The organism is Glutamicibacter sp. NPDC087344, assembly GCF_044744225.1.
Taxonomy (GTDB): Bacteria; Actinomycetota; Actinomycetes; order Actinomycetales; family Micrococcaceae; genus Glutamicibacter.
This window is the reverse complement of the sequence record NZ_JBIUXY010000005.1, coordinates 222,606-240,663: the sequence shown is the minus strand read 5'-3', so window position 1 is coordinate 240,663 and position 18,058 is coordinate 222,606. Positions and strand designations below refer to the sequence as shown.

General features: G+C 60.5%; 14 protein-coding genes and 1 pseudogene. 7 read left to right on the top strand and 8 right to left on the bottom strand.

Annotated elements, in window-relative coordinates; all coding sequences use genetic code 11:
- Positions 1-17 precede the first annotated feature (17 nt).
- Positions 18-1,226: pseudogene (locus tag ACIOWL_RS11180) on the top strand (glycoside hydrolase family 3 N-terminal domain-containing protein); the annotation flags it as partial.
- A 15-nt stretch (positions 1,227-1,241) separates the two neighbouring features.
- Here the strand turns inward: ACIOWL_RS11180 and ACIOWL_RS11175 are convergent.
- The 5 genes from ACIOWL_RS11175 to ACIOWL_RS11155 all read right to left on the bottom strand — a co-directional run bounded on the left by ACIOWL_RS11175 (position 1,242) and on the right by ACIOWL_RS11155 (position 8,039).
- Positions 1,242-4,466: a S8 family serine peptidase gene (locus ACIOWL_RS11175; RefSeq protein WP_400384761.1), complete on the bottom strand. Its 3,225-nt coding sequence runs from the start codon at positions 4,464-4,466 to the stop codon at positions 1,242-1,244.
- Positions 4,467-4,849: 383 nt separating this feature from the next.
- On the bottom strand, positions 4,850-5,338 hold the full coding sequence (locus ACIOWL_RS11170) for an FBP domain-containing protein (protein ID WP_400384759.1): 489 nt from the start codon (positions 5,336-5,338) through the stop codon (positions 4,850-4,852).
- Positions 5,339-5,714: 376 nt separating this feature from the next.
- Complete coding sequence (locus tag ACIOWL_RS11165; protein ID WP_400384757.1) at positions 5,715-6,539, bottom strand: hydroxymethylpyrimidine/phosphomethylpyrimidine kinase; 825 nt, start codon at positions 6,537-6,539, stop codon at positions 5,715-5,717.
- 36 nt (positions 6,540-6,575) lie between these two features.
- Positions 6,576-7,190 carry a hypothetical protein gene (locus ACIOWL_RS11160; protein WP_400384755.1) on the bottom strand — a complete coding sequence of 205 codons (615 nt, stop codon included), beginning with the start codon at positions 7,188-7,190 and terminating at the stop codon, positions 6,576-6,578.
- A gap of 144 nt (positions 7,191-7,334) precedes the next feature.
- A complete protein-coding gene (locus ACIOWL_RS11155; protein WP_400384753.1) occupies positions 7,335-8,039 on the bottom strand; it encodes a TetR/AcrR family transcriptional regulator in 705 nt (234 codons plus the stop codon).
- 336 nt (positions 8,040-8,375) lie between these two features.
- Here ACIOWL_RS11155 and ACIOWL_RS11150 point away from each other — a divergent pair, with 336 nt between their 5' ends.
- The 3 genes from ACIOWL_RS11150 to ACIOWL_RS11140 are packed head-to-tail and all read left to right on the top strand — an operon-like array spanning position 8,376 to position 11,406.
- Positions 8,376-9,089, top strand: coding sequence for a queuosine precursor transporter (locus ACIOWL_RS11150; RefSeq protein WP_400384752.1), 714 nt, complete (start codon positions 8,376-8,378; stop codon positions 9,087-9,089).
- 60 nt (positions 9,090-9,149) lie between these two features.
- The gene (locus ACIOWL_RS11145; protein WP_400384750.1) at positions 9,150-9,845 is read left to right on the top strand and encodes an ATP-binding cassette domain-containing protein; all 696 of its coding nucleotides are present in this window, start codon (positions 9,150-9,152) and stop codon (positions 9,843-9,845) included.
- A complete protein-coding gene (locus tag ACIOWL_RS11140) occupies positions 9,835-11,406 on the top strand; it encodes a DUF6297 family protein (RefSeq protein ID WP_400384749.1) in 1,572 nt (523 codons plus the stop codon). Before ACIOWL_RS11145 ends, ACIOWL_RS11140 begins: the two co-directional genes overlap by 11 nt.
- Before the next feature lie 49 nt (positions 11,407-11,455).
- On the opposite strand, the gene tgt is transcribed toward ACIOWL_RS11140, so the two are convergent.
- Positions 11,456-12,763, bottom strand: coding sequence for a tRNA guanosine(34) transglycosylase Tgt (gene tgt, locus ACIOWL_RS11135; protein ID WP_400384747.1), 1,308 nt, complete (start codon positions 12,761-12,763; stop codon positions 11,456-11,458).
- Between the two features lie 213 nt (positions 12,764-12,976).
- Between tgt and ACIOWL_RS11130 the strand changes: the two genes are divergently transcribed.
- Positions 12,977-13,990 carry an FUSC family protein gene (locus ACIOWL_RS11130; protein WP_400384745.1) on the top strand — a complete coding sequence of 338 codons (1,014 nt, stop codon included), beginning with the start codon at positions 12,977-12,979 and terminating at the stop codon, positions 13,988-13,990.
- Positions 13,991-13,995: 5 nt separating this feature from the next.
- On the opposite strand, the gene ACIOWL_RS11125 is transcribed toward ACIOWL_RS11130, so the two are convergent.
- Positions 13,996-14,535 carry an NUDIX hydrolase family protein gene (locus tag ACIOWL_RS11125; protein ID WP_400384743.1) on the bottom strand — a complete coding sequence of 180 codons (540 nt, stop codon included), beginning with the start codon at positions 14,533-14,535 and terminating at the stop codon, positions 13,996-13,998.
- Between the two features lie 218 nt (positions 14,536-14,753).
- Here ACIOWL_RS11125 and ACIOWL_RS11120 point away from each other — a divergent pair, with 218 nt between their 5' ends.
- The gene (locus ACIOWL_RS11120) at positions 14,754-16,181 is read left to right on the top strand and encodes an MDR family MFS transporter (RefSeq protein ID WP_400384742.1); all 1,428 of its coding nucleotides are present in this window, start codon (positions 14,754-14,756) and stop codon (positions 16,179-16,181) included.
- 158 nt (positions 16,182-16,339) lie between these two features.
- A complete protein-coding gene (locus ACIOWL_RS11115; protein WP_400384740.1) occupies positions 16,340-17,116 on the top strand; it encodes an SDR family NAD(P)-dependent oxidoreductase in 777 nt (258 codons plus the stop codon).
- A 23-nt stretch (positions 17,117-17,139) separates the two neighbouring features.
- Here the strand turns inward: ACIOWL_RS11115 and ACIOWL_RS11110 are convergent, their stop codons facing one another.
- Positions 17,140-18,039 carry a hypothetical protein gene (locus ACIOWL_RS11110; RefSeq protein WP_400384736.1) on the bottom strand — a complete coding sequence of 300 codons (900 nt, stop codon included), beginning with the start codon at positions 18,037-18,039 and terminating at the stop codon, positions 17,140-17,142.
- Positions 18,040-18,058 lie beyond the last annotated feature (19 nt).

Sequence of the window (18,058 nt, the reverse complement as noted above, 5' to 3'; positions counted from 1 at the left end):
AGTGAAAGAATGGTCCCATGACACCTCGTACACACCGGTTTGTTGCCCTGGGTTTGCTTTCCCTTCTGGTGGTGAGCGGGTGCAGCAGCGCTGGATCGGACGGGCAAACCTCGGCACCCGACACTGCGTCCACCGCGGAGCCGACTAGCTCGACGTCCGGTGTGAGCCCGTCGGCTTCCGGCTCGGAACTAGTTCCCAGCGAAAGCCCGGCCCAGGAAACCGAAGCTACCCCAGAACCCACGTCCAGCAACGGTTCAGAGTTGCGGGATCGGGCCGCGGGCCTGGTTGCCCGGATGAATGTCCAAGAGCAAGCCGCAAGCCTGGTGATGGCCGGTGTTCCCGCCACCGGGGCGAGCAGTGCTGAGATCGCCGCGTTGCAAAAACAAGGAATCTCCAACATCTTTTTGCGCGGGCGCTCTTCGCTTTCGGTAGCCCAAACCGCGGACAAGGTTGAAGATATTACCGACAAATTGGAGAAGAATCTCCCGGAAAAGCTGCCGGTGTGGGTTGCGACGGACCAAGAAGGCGGCTTTGTCAGGGTGCTTCAAGGACCGGGATTCACCCAGTTGCCCACCGCGCTGACGCAGGGCACCTGGTCCCAGGAGAAACTCGAATCCCAGATCACGCTGGTTGGCGATGAACTTGCCGACGCCGGGATCAACGTCAACTTGGCACCGGTGGCCGATGTGGTTCCAACCAGCATCGGCACGGAGAATGCGCCGATCGGCTACTTCGGCCGCCAATATGCTGATAATGCCCAGCAGGTGTCCGACGCCGTGCTAATGGTGAATCAGGCGCTGGAAGCCAAGGGCATCCAGCCGGTGGTTAAACACTTCCCCGGGCTGGGAAGGGTGAGCGCGAATACCGACACCTCCAGTTCCGTCACCGATACCGTGACCGGTGTCGATTCCCCGGACCTTGAACCCTTCAAAGAATCGATTTCGCAGGAGATCGCTTGGGTGATGATTTCAAATGCACGCTACACCCGCATCGATGCGAAGACCGATGCACCTTTTTCAGACAAGGTCATCACCGGGTTGTTGCGTGAACAGCTGGGCTACGAAGGCTTGGTCATCTCGGATGACCTGTGCGACGCGAAGCAGGTATCCCACCTCGCGGTGGGCCAGCGAGCCATACGATTTGTGGCGGCCGGCGGCACCATGCCGTTGTGTGTGAGTGCCCCTGATGCGATCACTATGGCCGTGGCGCTGGCCAAGGAAGCGGCGAACAATCAGGAGTTTTCAGCCCAGGTGCAGCAGCAAGGCCTTGGCGTCCTTGGCATTGCGGTCGACGGTCACCGGAAGACGGGTGTCGTCCAGATCGGTGAACAGGGTGCCGGTGGCCCCGAAGTCGACCTTCGGTTTGGCCACGTTGAACTTGACCCATCCGGTCTGGTCGATCGGAACCATCGATCCTTCCTCATTGGTGTTGTACCAGGAGTAGCTCGCCACCCGGTATGAGATGACCGCGGAATCCTCGGTCAGGCCCAGCGCCGCCAACGACACCGGCAAGATCGCCGTGTTGGTGTCGAAGCTGTTGGTGTCCACATCTCCCAGCACCCCGTTGACCGGTTGCAGGTCGACCTGTTCGCCGGTCTTCAAATCGAAGGTGGCGGCCAGATCAAGGTCGACTTCATCGATGGCCGTGGTGAAGGTGACAAAATCCGCGGTTCCGTCGTTATCGGTATCGATTTCAACATCAAGCTCCGTGCCACCGGCAAGGTGTGCCCAGTTGGCCCAGGTGGAGATGCCGATATTCAGCAAGCCATCGGCAACACCGGTGCGCGGTGCGGTGCTCGAAGCGCCGACATGCTGCAGGTCCATCGATCGTGCGCCGGGAATGGCGTCGAGCGAGGACGGGCCGCGTTTGCTGCTGGCACCCAATTCAAAGGCTCCCAGCAGGGAGAAGACCTGGCTAGGACCCTGGCCGGCGGTGATGTCATGACCCTTCAGCGACAACTCCAGAGCCGAACCGTTTTTGCCCTTCTTGACCGTCTTGATTTTTCCGGACATATCGGCGGCGAGTTTGGGCGCAGCCTGGACCGGAACCCGCAAGGTCGGAGCCGACTTGCTGGTCAGCTCCACCCGGCCGGTGGCATCCGCGACCCAGGCCCGTTCCAAGCCGGACTGCGCGGTATCCAGGGTCGGATCCATGCTCTTGGCCCACCGTTTGGGGTCGACCTTGAGGGTGATCTTCACCTTGGCGGTTTTACCCGGTGCAAGACTCACCGTCCGGCGGTCGAGGCTGTAACTGGCGCCGGGAATTTCCGTGGCCGGCACATACTTCACCGTGTAGTTCTGGGTTTTGCGGCTGGTGTTTTTCACCGTGATATCCCGGCTGGCCTTGTACTGCTTTTTCCCTTCAAGCTCGATGACGCCAAACACCACACTGGTCAGATCTTTGTCCTTGGATGCGTAGGCGTAGGCAGGGGTGGAGATGGCTTGCCGCGCCATCACCCGGCCAGCACCCACCCGGGTGGGGCCGTACGCGTTGCCCTTAGCATCAAGGATGTCGGTGGCGGCCGTGTTCATCACGATGCTCTTGGCCTGCGCCGGAGTCAGGTCCTTGTCTTCAAGGACCAGCGCGGCGATTCCGGCAACCAGCGGGGTAGCCATGGAGGTTCCGGACATGACCGCCACGCCGTTGCCGGTGCCGACACCAACCGAACCGATCTGGGTGCCCATGGCGGCGACATCCGGTTTCACGATGCCGTTGGAGCCGTGGACCCCGCGGGAAGATGAAGGATTGAGGGTGTCAAGGACACCGGAAGGGCTGGAAGCCGCCCCGGCGAAGTCAGGGGACAACGTGACTTTCAGCGTGCCCGCCTCGGCGGCCGGACGCAGCTTGGTGGAGTTATCCAGGGTCAGCTGGGCGCCGGGGATCGTGGTGTTGCCGGCGATGCCGGCATCGAAAACGTTTGCCTCGGAATCCAGCAGGATACCGGTGGCGCCTGCAGCCTGGGCGTTGTTGAAGCGGGCCGCGGAACCGCACGGGAATTCGCCGTTCTCGCTCCACTTCAGCCAGACCCACTTGCCGGTCAGCGATCCTGCCTCAAAGGCGTTGCAGCCAAAGGCATTGGCCGCTGGGGCCATGACCACCTCGCCGGACAGCGATGCCGGATCTGCGGCGGTGTAGTTGAAGTTCGCCGAATACTGTCCGGCAACGTCGCCGGCGACATCCGAGGGGGCATCAACACGGATCTTGTCCATGGTCAGGGAGGAGCCAACCGAGTTCGCGACGGTCAGCGAGCTGCGGGAGTTGCCCGGTGAGCCGCCGACATCGGTAACGTCTCCGGCATTGCCGGAAGCCACAACCGACAGAATGCCGGCCTCGGAGAGTGCGTCAACGATGTCATTTTCCGGATCTTCGACCGGGGAATGGTCCGAACCCAGGGACATATTGACCACGTCTGCACGATCCGAGAAGTCGCCGTCGCCGTTTGGATCAAGGACGTAGTCCAAGGCCTGCCCGACCACATCGGAGGAGCCCGTGCAGCCGAAAACGCGGATGCCGATCAGCTGGGCTTCTGGTGCGGAGCCGGGGCCGACCTTCATGCCCATCACTGTCTCAGCGTCCAGCGTGGAGTAGTCGCTGGTGAAGGTCGAGCCGTCAGCGTTCACCCCGTAACCGGCGGCGGTGCCTGCCACGTGGGAGCCATGGCCGGCGAATTCGCAGTCCAGCGGGTTGGGGTCTGGATTGGGGATCGGCTGGTAGTCATCTGCGTCCGGGTCTGCGTTGTAGTTATCACCTACGAGGTCCCAGCCGCCGACAAACTTCTTGGGATCCAGCAAACCTGAACCAGCTGCCGGAAGACCAGAAGATGCCTGAGCTTGTTTGTATGCCTCCAACGTTCCAGGGCCGCCGAAGCTGGCATGGGTGTAGTCGATACCGGTATCCAGCACCGCGATCTTTATTCCGTCACCGGTTTTGTCCAACGCGGTCCAGGATTCAAGGGCGCCGGTGTCGATGACCGAACCGCGGTTGGCGGGTTTTTTCGGAACGATGGCACTGATTTTGGTGACATCGGTGCGTTCTGCCAGATCACGTAGCTGATCCGCGTCACCGGTCAGTGCGACTCCGCGCAGGGCATTTGACGTTGAGTAGATGACCTCGGAATCTGCCTCGTCCGCGAGTTCCTTTCCTTTGAGCTTCACTTCGGAACGGATCTTTTTGACCTTGGCCGTGTCTTTGGACTTGCCGGACTTCTCCACTTCTTGGAAGGCGCCGTCGCCTTCCAACTGTACAAAGACCGAAACTTCACCGCTGGCTTTTGCCAGAGGTTGCGAAACTTTGAGGTTTGACAGGGTATCGCTGCGGGTGATGGGCAACGAGGCCGCCTCATCACCGCTTGCAGGTTGGGGGAGGTTGACTGCGCTTGCGGTGCCCGTGACGGAAACTACCAATGCCAAAGCAGTGGCGGATCCCAACACGAGGCGCGGCAACTTGTCAGAGCGCCGTGTGACCATGATTCTCCTAGCCGAGCTGGACAGCGGAAATGCGCCCATTTCCGGGCGGCCGATGCGACAAAGCGGTGCGTGCAATGATGATCGTCCAGGGGCCAACGTCCGCTGACGCACTGAACCCCTAGTCTGGAATTTTAGGTGACCTACGTCATATATCAAGGGGATATTGAACAATTTATTGCTGTCGTTCTCGGCGGAACCATCAGTCTTTCAGACTTGTTTAGTGGAGTTTGCACCGCAGAAGTGGATATAGCTCGTTGCGGAGGCGGCTAAATTTTTAGATTTTCGGTACACGAATTTGAGGTGTGTAGATCACCGCCAGTGGTGGAGAATCGGGGAGTTCCGGCGGAACCGCAAAATCTCGATTGCGGTTCCGCCGTAGTGGTTCACACGCGCTGGATGAAACTATCCACCCGTTGATCGAGCTGAACGATGCGTTGCGCAACAACCACCAGCGGATCGGGGTTGATCGGATCCTTGGGTGGTGCGATTCGCACATTGGTTGAGCACTCGAAATGTGTACACATCAGTGTTCCGAGGGTGTCGCCATCACGCCCTGCCTGGCCTGAACGGCGGGTGGTGAACATCCCTACCGCGCAGGGCAGGGTGACGTCGCGGCACATCTCGCACATTGCCGCGCTTGCGGCCTTGCGAGTTCCATCGGTGGCGCGCAACAACAGGCCCCGGGTTTCACCTTCGGCATTGGTGTACACCATGTAGCCGCGTTGCGGCATCTTTGGGTCTCGCCAGCCAAGGTATTCCAATGATTCCCACTCCAGGGAGTCGAAGTTCTCGGGCAGGGTGAGCTTCTTCGCTTCTTGGCGGCTGGCATTGATGAAGCTTGAGCGGATGGTTTTTTCGGTTATTGGCTGCATGGCAATTCCTTGGAAAGTCCGTCCGGGGACCGCTTAGGGTCGGCGGACGGCGCGCAAAACGTGCGCAAATGGTGGGAAATGGGCGGGTCCCAGCACTGGCGGAATTGTTTCGGGGTCGCTGACAAGGCGCTGCAACATGGGTGTTGAAGCTTTAGCTACTTGCGAGTTGCCCCGTCCGCCGTGGAGACGAACGGGCAGAGCGTCAAAGTGGCGTGCATCGCCGACCGCCCTTTCCCGTGCCCAGGCACGCAACAAATTAAAAATCTTCAACCACTTTAGCAAGGTCAAAGCCATGTGCTCAAGAATTACTGGTCAGAAGGCAAAAACACGGCGCCGAGGAGAAGCTCCTCGGCGCCGTGGCGAAACAACGGTGTGACTACCGGCGGCCACCCTGCCAGAGGGCGTCGAACGGAGTATTGCCGGCTACGCGGTTGCGGATGCCCTCGGTGACGAAGGCCTTGGCGGTGCGGGCTGCTTGAAGCGGGGTTGCGCCCTTGGCGAGTTCTGCGGTCACCGCGGCGGCCAGCGAGCATCCGGCGCCGGATACGGCGACCTCGCCGATCTTCTTTTCGCGCAGGATTTCCAGGGTGGTGCCGTCGTAGAACACGTCCACTGCGTCTTCGCCCGCAATGCGGACACCGCCCTTGGCCAAAACGGCCGCGCCGGAGATCTCATGGATCTTCTTGGCGGCAGCCACCAGGTCGTCCTCCGAAGTGATGCTCAAACCCGAAAGCTGTTCGGCCTCGAAGTGGTTCGGGGTGACGAAGGTGGCCAGCGGCAACAGGTTGGCCTTCAGTGCTTCATCGGTGTCCAGGGCGTGGCCTGGCTCCTGGCCTTTGCAGATCAGTACCGGGTCAAGCAGGACGTTGTCCCACTGCTGCGACTTCAAGGCGGTGGCAACGGTGTTGATGGTGGCCGGGGAGCCCATCATGCCTAGCTTGACGGTTCCGAGCTTGTCTTCGTAGCAGGCCTGGATGGCTTCAAGCTGGTCGGCGATGACCTGCTGATCCACCGGCACAAAGCGGTGGTTCCAGGAATCCTTGGGGTCGAAGGACACGATGCAAGTGAGCGCGACGATGCCGTAGGTGCCCAGCTCCTGAAAGGTCTTAAGGTCGGCTTGGGCGCCAGCGCCGCCGGTTGCCTCGGAACCTGCGATGGTCAGTGTGAGCGCAGGGCTGCTTGCGATGTTTGAAGTAGTCATAGTCCCATGAATGGTTGTGCGTATTGGTGGAAATAGTTAGCTCTGTTGCCAGAAGCTGAGATCTGTCGCCTTGGACCAGCCTTCGGCCAGCCGCTGCGCGTTGTCACTGGAAGCGACCAGTAAGAGCCATGGTATCCCGTGGCTGTAAGCCGCACCGGCGAAATTCGCCAGAACTGCCCGACGTACGGTATCCGGATCGCTGGGGGCGTGCAGGTCCGGGTCTGAGAGCAGTGCGAAGTTTGCGCCGTAATGCATCCGGCCGCGAGCCACGGGGCGATCGAAGTCGGTAACCTCGACGACGTCATAGTCGTTCATCGGGGCTTCGAACAACGCCGAGGTATCCGGAAGTTTAACAACCTGCTCGACGTCATCGGGTTTGCCGGCCAACAGCGACATTCGTGCGGTTTCACTCCAGCCAGCCTGCTGCAGGGCGAGCGCGGTGTGCTCCTTGGCCGGTCCCAGAAGGACAAGCCGCTGCGCGTCTGCGGCCGGAACCCACGAATCATCCGGCCAATAGCTGAGTATTTCGACGTCTTCACCGTCGTGGTTCACCGATCGGATCTCACCGGGCGTGGGGAACGAAGCAATGCGGTCGCGCAGCAGCGCGTAGGCTTCGGTCCAAGCTGGTAATTTACGTCGTGTTCCGCTCATTGTGTTTCGCACTCCTTCTCGGCCGGGGTCACCGGTTCTCACCTCAGACTTTACGCCCAAACCATGATGACTTCAGAACCCGGGCCACCGATGGCCGATGAGCGTCATATTCCCGCGAAGAGGTGGGGATCAGCGGGTGCGGCACTATGAGGCTTTGGAGACCCTGTGCGCTGGATCTTGGGTGTTCTTTTGCTCGGGTATCGAGTTCCCGGAATCCATCAGCGACAGGATGTCCTCAAAGAGCGAACGCACCACCGGAAGCCGGCACAGGACCGCGAATTTGGCCACGACCGGGGCGGCGTTGTTCATGAGCACCAGTGAACGGCGTTGATTAGCGGATTGGTCGTAGGCCCAGGCGGAGAACAGCTGTCGTGAAAGTAGCCAAAGGAACTTGGGCAGATCTCGCCTGATACCCAGTGGCGGCAAGGGGCGCGCTCCAGCGACGGCCTTTTCCCACAGCGAGAACTCAATGGCGGCGAGTTCCTCTTCCATGAGGTCCTGTGAGAGCAATACCTTCAGGAATGCCGGACCGAATTCGTGATATGGCCGAATGACCTCAAGGCCCGACTGAAAAACCACCCGGATATTGCTCTCCAGGGTGTTTCCTTCATCTAACACCGCGTGGCACCGCTCGAACTGTTCGGTCCGCAGATTCAGCAGCAACCGGGCAATGATGTCCTCTTTGGAGGAGAAATAGTAATAGGCGTGGGAAAGCGACACCCCGGCGCGGGCTGCGATTACCCGCATGCTCGATGCCTTGTACCCCTCGGTGGCAAAACAATCCAACGCGGTGTGCAGGAGTTTTGCCTGGGTTTCCTGCCCCTTGAGTGTGCGCGGCTGAATGCTCATGTACACGATTCTAGCGATCTTTTTGAACGCGTTCAAAAAGTCTTTCGCTTCATGCGGATTCGGGGGAGGCGCGTCACCATGCCCGTTCGTACCTCGAATACATGTTTCAAAGAACATCAGGTGAGATGTCTGATTTCGGGATCAGAAGTTCTGAGTTCATTGTTACTATGAGGTAGGTCAACGAAAAGGGCCTAGTGGCCCGTGGGATACTTGATCGGTAAGTGCTAATACAGCGGGATTGCAAGCCCGCCGACTGCTACCCCCTTGAATTGCGCAGGGTGTAGGGGCGGTCGGCGCACAGGGAATTCTGGCGAACCACTTTGACAAGGACAAATCATGGGCGAATCCAACGCCAACACTTCTGTGCACCCTTCTTCCAAGGCAGTTTTTGCCGCAGCGGGGTCGCCGTACTTCTCCACCGTGTTAACTCTTATGGGCGCGGTGGTCATCCTCTCCAACATCGGAGCTTCCAAAGGCGTCACCATTGGCCCCTTGGTGACCGATGGTGGATTCTTCCTATTTCCGTTGGCGTATATCCTCGGTGACGTCATTTCCGAGGTCTACGGGCTGAAGGCCGCCCGGCGCTCAATCATCACGACGTTTGTGCTCGCGTTTTTTGCTGTTGTCTGTTTCTGGATCATGATTCAGCTTCCAGCCGCCGATTTTTATGATGGGCAAGAGGCGCTTGAACGCACCCTCGGACCGATCTGGCAGATTGTCCTTGCTTCGGCTGCCGGTTTCCTGGTGGGGCAATTGGCCAATTCATGGGTGCTGGTGAAACTCAAGGAGCGCACCGGCGAGCGAGGGCTGATCGGCCGGCTGATCGGCTCCAGTGGTGTCGGCGAGTTGCTGGACACCATTATTTTCTGCAGTATCGCCGCCCCGGTTCTCGGGATTTCCGATGCCCCGACGTTCATCAACTACGTGGTGGTTGGCTTCCTGTACAAGACCGCGGTGGAAATCATTTTTGTCCCTGTCACTTCCTTGGTGATCCGCTGGTTTAAGAAGCGGGAGCCTGGGTACGGACAGTTGTTGGCTGGGCGGGAGTAATCCCCGGATTCATCATTTCGGTCTACTGCCTGAAGCTCCGGCGATGGTTAGGCTGAAGCCATGGAGAGTGACTCAGAAATCCGGTCCTTGGTGGATGCTCGCGGGCTGATTATCGGATATCCGCAGCGCCGGATCTGCGGGCCCCTCGATCTGCAGTTGCGTGCAGGGGACGGGTTGGGCGTGATTGGTTCGAACGGCAGCGGTAAATCAACGCTGCTGGCAACACTTCTTGCGCGGATTCCGGCGCTGTCCGGAAGCACCGAGTATCGCGGCCTGCCACTGGATGAAGACCGCCTGGACTTCCGCCGGAACGTTGCGGTCCAAGTCAGCGACGGCGCGTTTTTAGAGGAGCTGAGCGTCGCCGAACACTTGGAAATGGTGGCGCGGGGGCATGGGCTCGCGCGCTGGGAATCCAAGGTCGAGCACGAGCTGGAGTTTTTCGAGTTGAGCGCCGTGGCCGACCACGTGCCGGGTGAATTGTCCTCGGGGCAATGCCGAAAGCTGCTGCTGGCCGCGACGCTGATCCGTCCAGCGGAACTGCTGATCCTCGACGAGCCGGAACAACGCCTCGACCTGCGTATCAGGCAGCGGTTGTATGAGCGTTTGGCCCAATTGCGAACCCAAGCGGTCAGCATCCTGGCGGTGACCCACGACCCGAAGATGTTGCGGCACTGCCTGAGCCGGGTACTGCTTGTGGAAGGGGATGCCGGGGAATACCTGAGTGCCGAGCAGGGAGCGCAGTGGCTTGAACGCTGACACCGAGCGCGCCAACATCAGCAACTACAACCCTGGCGATATCCTTCACCGCGTGCGCGCCAGGCGCAGCTTTGCGCAACGTTTCGACGTGTTCTCCGAGATCTATATTTGGGTGTTGGCCGCTGTGGTGGCGCTGGCCTACCTCAGCAGTGCGCTCTATGGGGCTGTTTTTGTGCTGTTGAGTACCGGCGTTGCACATCTGGAGCTTGGCACCGCGCGCTGGGGACTGAACGCGGTCGTGCTGTTCGCACTGCCGATGCTGATGCTGTTGGTTTTCAGGCTGATGCTCTACCTCGGTCCGAATGCGCTGGAACCTCAACAGGCAGACTGGTGGCTTCCGTTACCAGTGGACCGCTTGAAACTGCTTCGCCGGCCGTGGTGGCGGAGTCTGGGGTTGGGGGTGGCAACCAGTGTGTTTCTGGGGCTGCTGTGGGTCATCACCACTTTTGCGCTCACCTCGAACTGGTCTGCCAAGTTGCTGGTGTGGGTTGTCGGGTTTTTGATCGTATTCGGCCTCGGAGCCGGAGCCGCAGCTAGCCTCGCCCAATCAGCCGGCCGGCAACGAGCCGCCATCAGGTTCTGCTCGACCGGGGTCTGGGCCGTCGCCGCGGTGTATCTGCTGGCATGGACGGCCCAGCTTTGCGGGCTGAACCTGGACGCGCCACTGGCATGGATGGATCGCGCCGTGATGAACGCGGAGCTGTGGATTGTGGTGACCTGCATCATGGTTCTCGCCGCTGTCCCGTGTGCTCTCTGGGCTACTCGCAGGCTCTCTGGCACACCCGGTGCCGCGTTGCGCACCGCTGGTCTGCATCAGCAACAGCTGGCCGGAGCATTGATGCAAGGTGATCTGCGTGGAATCGATCGCCACCGCGGGCGTCGCGGCCCGGCGAAACGGGGCCGTCGGCGGCTGGGCAACGTCTTGCCGGTGGCGGTGCGGGTTCTTGTGCTGCGCAGTGTGCGTGGCGGGTATTGGAAACCAGTGATGGGATACAGCCTGGCGGTACTGGTATTGCTGCTCAGCGTATTGACCGCGGCCAATGCCTTGGTCATGACCGTGGCCCTGGCGATTTTGCTGCTGGTGCTGAACAACTGCGTAGCAGAAATCCTTCGCCCCGCCGCAACCCAGCCGGAACTAGGGCTCATGCTGGGGATTGGCTCTCAACAACTTGAACGGGCATTAATTGGCGTGGCAGCAACTCTGGCCCTGCTGGTGCTTGGCATCTGGACCTTGGGTTTGTTTGGTCTGGGGATGCTCAACGGGATCACCTGGTGGGCCTGGGGTGCGGCCGTGGTGCTGGCGGCGTTGGGCCTGGCCGCTGCCAGCTTGGCTCATGCCCGCCGGGCAGAGCGGGACTGGGAAGAAATCTTCGCCGGGGCTGCCAACGAGCTGTCCATGGCATCGGTGCTGATCGGGCAGCTGTGGACCGTGCTTCGCGCGGTTGCAGCTGGAGCGGTGTTGTACTTCCTGCTGCTGACCCCGCAGCTTGCGGTCCCGTGGGGGATTTGGGTGATCTGCCTGCTCGGTGCGGTCCCGGCGGTTAAAAAACTGGCCGGCTAACCAACCCTCAGCGATATCAGGGTGGATTAGCCGGCAGCCGTGGTGAAGCTTATTTGGCAGGCTGTGCGACCGCGGTGCCCTGCGGATCGGGCTTGCCTGCGTAGTAGCTGCTCAAGACACGTTCCTTGAGCTGGAAGAACGTACCGTCCTCGATCGCCTGGCGAGCGGACTCCACCAAACCTACGGTGAAGTGTTCGTTGTGGATCGAAATCAGGGTATGGCTGAGCAGCTCCTTGGACTTGTACAGGTGGTGGATGTACGCGCGGGAGAAATTCTGGCAGGCATAACACTCGCAGCCTTCAACCAGCGGGGTGAAATCGCGTTTGTAGCGGGCTCCGGAAAGATTAAACCGGCCCCACGGGGTGTAGAACGCGGAGTTGCGGGCCACGCGGGTTGGCGAGACGCAGTCAAAGGTGTCCGCGCCGTTTTCGATCGCGGTGAAAATATCATCCGGTTCCGAGATGCCCAAAAGGTGCCGGGGTTTGTCCTCGGGCAGCTCCTCGGCGCACCAGCCAACGATGGTGCCGAGGTTTTCTTTTTCCAATGCCCCGCCAATACCGAAGCCGTCAAAGGCCATGGCCCCAAGATCCTGGCAAGCCTTGCGGCGCAGGTCCTCGTACTGCGCCCCCTGGATCACCCCGAACAGGGCCTGGTATTCCTTGCCTTCGCGGGCGTCGGTGAGTGCAAAATGCTCGGCGATGCAGCGCTGCGCCCACCTGCGGGTGCGTTCCAAGGACTCAACCTGGTAACCGCGGGAGTTCTGCAAGGTTGTTAACTCGTCGAAGGCGAACATGATGTCCGCGCCGATCTGATGTTGCACACCCATGGAGATCTCGGGGGAGAAACGGTGGCGGGTGCCATCGAGATGGGACTTGAACCAGACACCATCTTCATCCACGTTCGCCAAACGTTCCTTGCCCGGGGCGACGGCGTCGTCGGGGCCAGACTGGTCCACGGATTTCATGTCGATGACCTTTTTGAACCCCGAGCCCAGGCTCATGACCTGGAATCCGCCGGAGTCGGTGAAGGTCGGGCCCTCCCAGCCCATGAACTTGCCCAGGCCTCCGGCCTCATCCAGGATGTCTGCCCCTGGTTGCAGATACAGGTGGTAGGCGTTGGAGAGCACCGCTTGCGCGCCGAGTTCCTTGACATGTTCCGGGGTGAGCGCCTTGACCGTGGCCTTGGTGCCAACGGCAATAAACGCCGGGGTTTTGACTTCGCCGTGCGGCGTACGGATCACTCCGGTGCGGCCAAGCATGGGCGTTCCGTCTTCTGCGGCAAGTCGGGTCCCGACGGTGAAGCCGAAATCTTGCTGGCGTGGGTGGAGGGCACTGGGATCAAAATCTGTATCGGGCACATATCAAGTTTGCCGTATTTAATGAGCCGGTGAGTAAACCGACAGTGTGATTCGATACCCAAACTTAGGTTTTCGTGCGGGAAAAGGCGAATAATGGAGGCTGTCTTGTTGTGTTCAACGTGACGGAAGGAAACTGTGGGCCTGGAACAATTAAGAGAATCGGCAAAGTCGTTAGTTACGTTGGGCCCGGCCCGCAAGGATCACTGGATCGGCTTGCGAACAGCCATCGGTGTTTTTGCCCCACTCATTACCCTGCTGCTTATTGACCGCTTGGACCTGGTGGTTTTTGCGGTCTTCGGAGCCTTTGCCGGTGTGTACGGCCGCGTTGACGGCTACTGGAATCGACTGCGGATGCAGACCCGTTCGGGAATCTTGCTGCTGGGCGTGATTACCGCGGCCCTGCTCGCGTCGCACTATTGGATCGCCCATGATCAACCGGAGATCAAACAGTGGCAGATTGTCGGTGCGACCACATTGGTTGCCGGTATCTGTTCGGTGCTGGCTGGATTTATGCGTCTACGCCCGGCCGGGTCTCTGTTCCATATCTTCGCCTTTGCGGCGATTGCCTCGATCTCCCAACCTGCGCCAATCTGGCAGGGGCTGCTGGTTGCGGTGCTGACCATGTTGCTGGCCCTGGCGATCGGTGCCGTCGGCGCGTTGGGCCAGTGGTCAAGCCTGTGGAAACGAACCCCGCTGCCCCCGTTGTCGGATAACGTCCGTGCCGCGATCTGGTGGGAAGGGCTGTTCTACATCTTGGCGGCCGGGATTGCCGGTGCAGTGGCGAACATTGTTGGCAGCCAGCTGGAGGCCGGACACAATTATTGGGCCATGGTGGCGGCGGTTGTTCCGTTGGTCGGGCATACCACCAAGCTGAGGCTGCATCGCGGAATCCACCGTGTGCTGGGGACCCTGGTGGGTTTGAGCCTGGTTGCACTGTTGATCGTGCTGAATCCGCCGCTGTGGCTGCTGCTGGTCCTGATCGGGTTTTTCCAGTTCATGACCGAGATGCTGGTGATGCGCAACTATTTCCTTGCGCAGATTTTTGTGACCCCGCTGGCCCTGGTGGGAGTTTCGGTGGCGGCTGGCCTGTCGACGAATCTGCTGTACGACCGCATGGTTGAAACCGTGATCGGCTCCGTGGTGGGTATCTGCGGGGTGCTCTTGGGAAGCTGGTTTGGCGGAATCATTCGGCGCCGTGCCGGGATCGATCCGCCAAACCAGAATTAGGATTGCTAAATATTCACACCGACATGGGCTAATGCTTGACGGAGTATATTTTCTCGACCGCCTGCGAACTCACCTTGGATGTCGCTGCTCAGCGCTTCCGACGGGGTGAGCCAGGTGAGTTCCAACGCGTCCTGGCGAGGGGTGGACTCCCCGCGCACCGGCACGATGTAGCACATCGATACCGCGTGCTGGCGGTTATCGGTTAAGCCGGTTTCGCTGGGCGCGGGGAAGTATTCGGCCACGGTGAACGGCACCGGCGAAGCTGGCAGCTGCGGCAGCACCATGGTTCCCAGGTCCTTTTCGATGTGCCGGATGAGTGCAGCGCGAATTGTTTCGCGGTACATCACGCGTCCGGAAACGAAGGTGCGCAGCATGCGCCCGTCGTTATCTCCGGTCAGTAGCAAACCGACTTCGTTGACATAGCCCAGCGGGTCCAGACGCACCGGAATGGCCTCGACATACAGCATGGGCAGGCGCTGGCGGGCCTCATAGAGATCTTCCTCAGAGAGCCATCCAGGATAGGGATCAGGCGTGCGCACGTTCATGCTTCCATCTTCGTACACAAACACCCCACATGCCATGAATCTGATTCCGTGTTGCGTAACTCACCATTCTGAGGGAAACGCGCCCTAGCGCGGAATGGGAGCTCTCTGTAAAATTGATTGGGGTATCTCAATCAGAACCCAACTGATGCTGAGAGCCAGACCTCCTTTTCGCCCTTCACTTGGAAGCAGACCCTGCCGTGTCACAGGCTCCAGAGCGCTTGAGCAAACAAAATTTCACAACGATTACGGTGCTGATCGTCTCCAGCTTCGTCGTCATCCTCAACGAAACCATCATGAACGTGGCGTTGCCCGTGCTGATGGAAGAATTTAACGTCACCGCGGATGCCATCCAGTGGCTCTCCACGATCTTCATGCTGACCATGGCCGTGGTCATCCCAATGACCGGATTCCTGCTGCAGCGGTTGAGCACCCGCAAGGTATTTGTGCTGGCCATTGGCCTGTTCACCCTGGGTACCGCTTTGGCGGCGGTCTCCCCGGGCCTGGCGGTGCTGCTGATTGCCCGAGTCATCCAGGCTTGCGGCACTGCAATCATGATGCCGCTGCTGATGACCACCATTCTTGACCTGGTGCCACCGGCGCGCCGCGGTGTGCTGATGGGCAACGTGTCCATCGTGATCTCGGTGGCCCCGGCCATCGGCCCGACCCTGTCCGGAATCATCTTGCAGTACCTCACCTGGCGATTCATGTTCATCGTGATTATCCCGATCGCCGTGGCCGCCTTGCTGATCGGCACCCCGCGGCTGTCGAATGAGCCGGGGGACAACTCGGCTCCGCTATCGGTTCCGTCGCTGATCTTGGCCGTGCCGGGCTTCGGCGGTCTGGTTTACGGCCTGAGCGGCCTGTCGGCCGGTGTCACCCCGCTGGGAATTGGCATCCTCGCGGTGGCGGTGCTGTGCCTGATCGCGTTCGTGCTGCTGCAGGTTAAGCTGCAGCACGCCGACAAGGCTTTGCTTGATCTGCGCTCGTTGACCTACCGTGACTTCACCTTGTCCCTGGCGCTGATGATGTTCGCAATGATTTCACTGTTCGGCGTGATCATCTTGTTGCCGCTGTTCTTCACCACGGTGCTGGGTATTGAAACGCTGACCACCGGACTGATCATGCTGCCCGGCGGTTTGCTGATGGGTCTGCTGGCGCCGCTGGTCGGCAAACTCTACGACAAGGTCGGTGCCCGACCGCTGATCGTTCCCGGCGCCTTGGTGCTGATGGTTTCGCTCTTCGGCTACGCCTTGATTCTGAACGCGACCACCCCGATCTGGTTGCTGGTGGTAATGCACCTGGTGATGAGCCTGGGACTGGCATTCATCTTCACCCCGGCGTTCACCACGGCGCTGAATCCGCTGCCGCATCACCTGCACTCCCATGGATCCGCACTGCTCTCCACCTTGCAGCAGCTGGCAGGCGCCATGGGCACCGCACTGATCGTTGGCGTTGTGGCCGCGACCACCGCCTCGAAGATTGCCTCGGGCACGGACACGCTCACCGCAACCGTGGAAGGGTTCACCCCGGGATTCTTGGTTGGCGCGGTGTGCAGCATCGGCATCCTGATTATCGGATTCTTGCTTGGCGGCAAAAAGGAGAATGCCGAGCAGGCTTCGCAGCAGGCTCCCATTGCGACCCACTAATCCCTGAGTGAAAAACTAGATCACCTTCCAATGCCCGGCGCCCTGGTGCCGGGCATTGGCGCACCTGGCGGAAACCCGCACAGTGGGAGTTGGATCTTCACGTTCACCGCTGTGGGCGATAGGCTGGCCGAAGATTCACGAATATTAGAGGGGTTGGCATGCAACTAGAGGATTCGCTTGCACTGGTCACCGGAGGGCTGTCGGGCTTGGGCCGGGCCACCGCTCAGCGGTTGGCGGCCCAAGCCAAACATGTGGTGGTGATGGATTTGCCCCACGAAGACGGGGACGCCACGGCGGCGGCCATCGGCGCCAATGTGCGATACGCCCCGGCGGATGTGACCAGCGGCGGGCAAGTTGCCGACGTGATGGAGCGTGTGCGTGAACTTGGCCAGCTACGCGTGCTGGTGAATTGCGCCGGGGTCGCGACCCCGGGCAAGGTGCTGGGCCGAGACGGGGTGCTGCCTTTGGAAAAGTTCGCAAAGGTCTTGGAAATCAACGTCAACGGAACGTTCAACGTGATCCGCCTGGGCGCCGAACTGATTGCCCACAGCGAATCGTTGATTGATGCGCAGGGCACCGCCGAGCGTGGCGTGATCATCAATACCGCCTCGGTGGCGGCTTTTGACGGGCAGATTGGGCAACCTGCCTACGCCGCCTCCAAGGGGGCGGTGGCGGCCATGACCTTGCCGCTGGCCAGGGAATTGGCGCAGCATCAGATCCGGGTGATGACGATTGCCCCGGGGATCTTCCACACACCCATGATGGCAGGCCTGCCCCAGGCGGCGCAGGACTCGCTGGGTGCGCAGGTGCCGCATCCCTCGCGGCTCGGACGTCCGGAGGAATACGCGGCCCTCGTTGAGCATATTGTGGCGAACCCGATGCTCAATGGGGAAACGATTCGGCTCGACGGCGCCATCCGCATGGCACCACGCTAGGAACCCCGGGAGGGGCAAGGGGCCTAGAAATCCAGCTCCTTACCCGCATTGACCCGGTGTTCGGCATGGCTGACCTGGAAGCGGCGGTTCTCCGCGCAGATCAATACCACGATGGCCAGGAACACCCACAGCATGCTGACCCACAAGGGCGTCGAACCAGCCAGCCATCCCTGGAACGCCGCGGCAACCATGGCTAGGGCGAACCCGCTGGCCAGGGCGTGACGCCCGCGTTCGGAATGGGCGAACACGGCGGCCGGCACCGTGGCGGCCACCGCGAAGAGCGACACCGCAAGCGCATGGCTCGGGTCATTGAACCCGGCGGCGGCGAAAAATAACTGGAGTGTGTACACCAGGGAGAAACCGGCAAAAAATCCCAACGGCATATCCGTGGCAATACGTTCAACCCGGTTGCGGGCCGTATGAAGGTTCAGCTGATGCACACCGTACAACGCGATGACGGTCGCCACCAAGGAAAGTACCGAGGCGGTCCAGAGCAGGAACCCGGAGGCCAGGGTGAGCGCGCAACTCATCAGCGCCGCGCTGCTGAGTGCATACACACTCACTGCTCGTTGCCGGCGGGAGGAAAGCTGATGGGGCAGGGCGCTGTAGGCTGCGCTGCCGATCAGCGCGATGGCAATCAGCGGCCAGAGCACTGCGTGGACCAGCCCGGTATCCAGCAGGTTCGAGGGTAAACGTCCACCCAGAACTGTTCCGAAGGCCAGAGAAGTAGCCAGCAAAAGCACCCCGGCCAGTCCAAACAGCCCGGCACGCGCCTTGTCGAAAACCTCAACCGAGGGGTTGGGCCGCCGGTCGGGTTTGGCGTAGGGAAGCTCGAATGTCGGTTGGCGAGCGGACTCGGCGAGGGCCCGCTGGGCGGAACCCACCAGCGTGAGCAGCTGCATATTGGGCTGGGCCTGGGACATGGGCGCACCATCCTTTGCG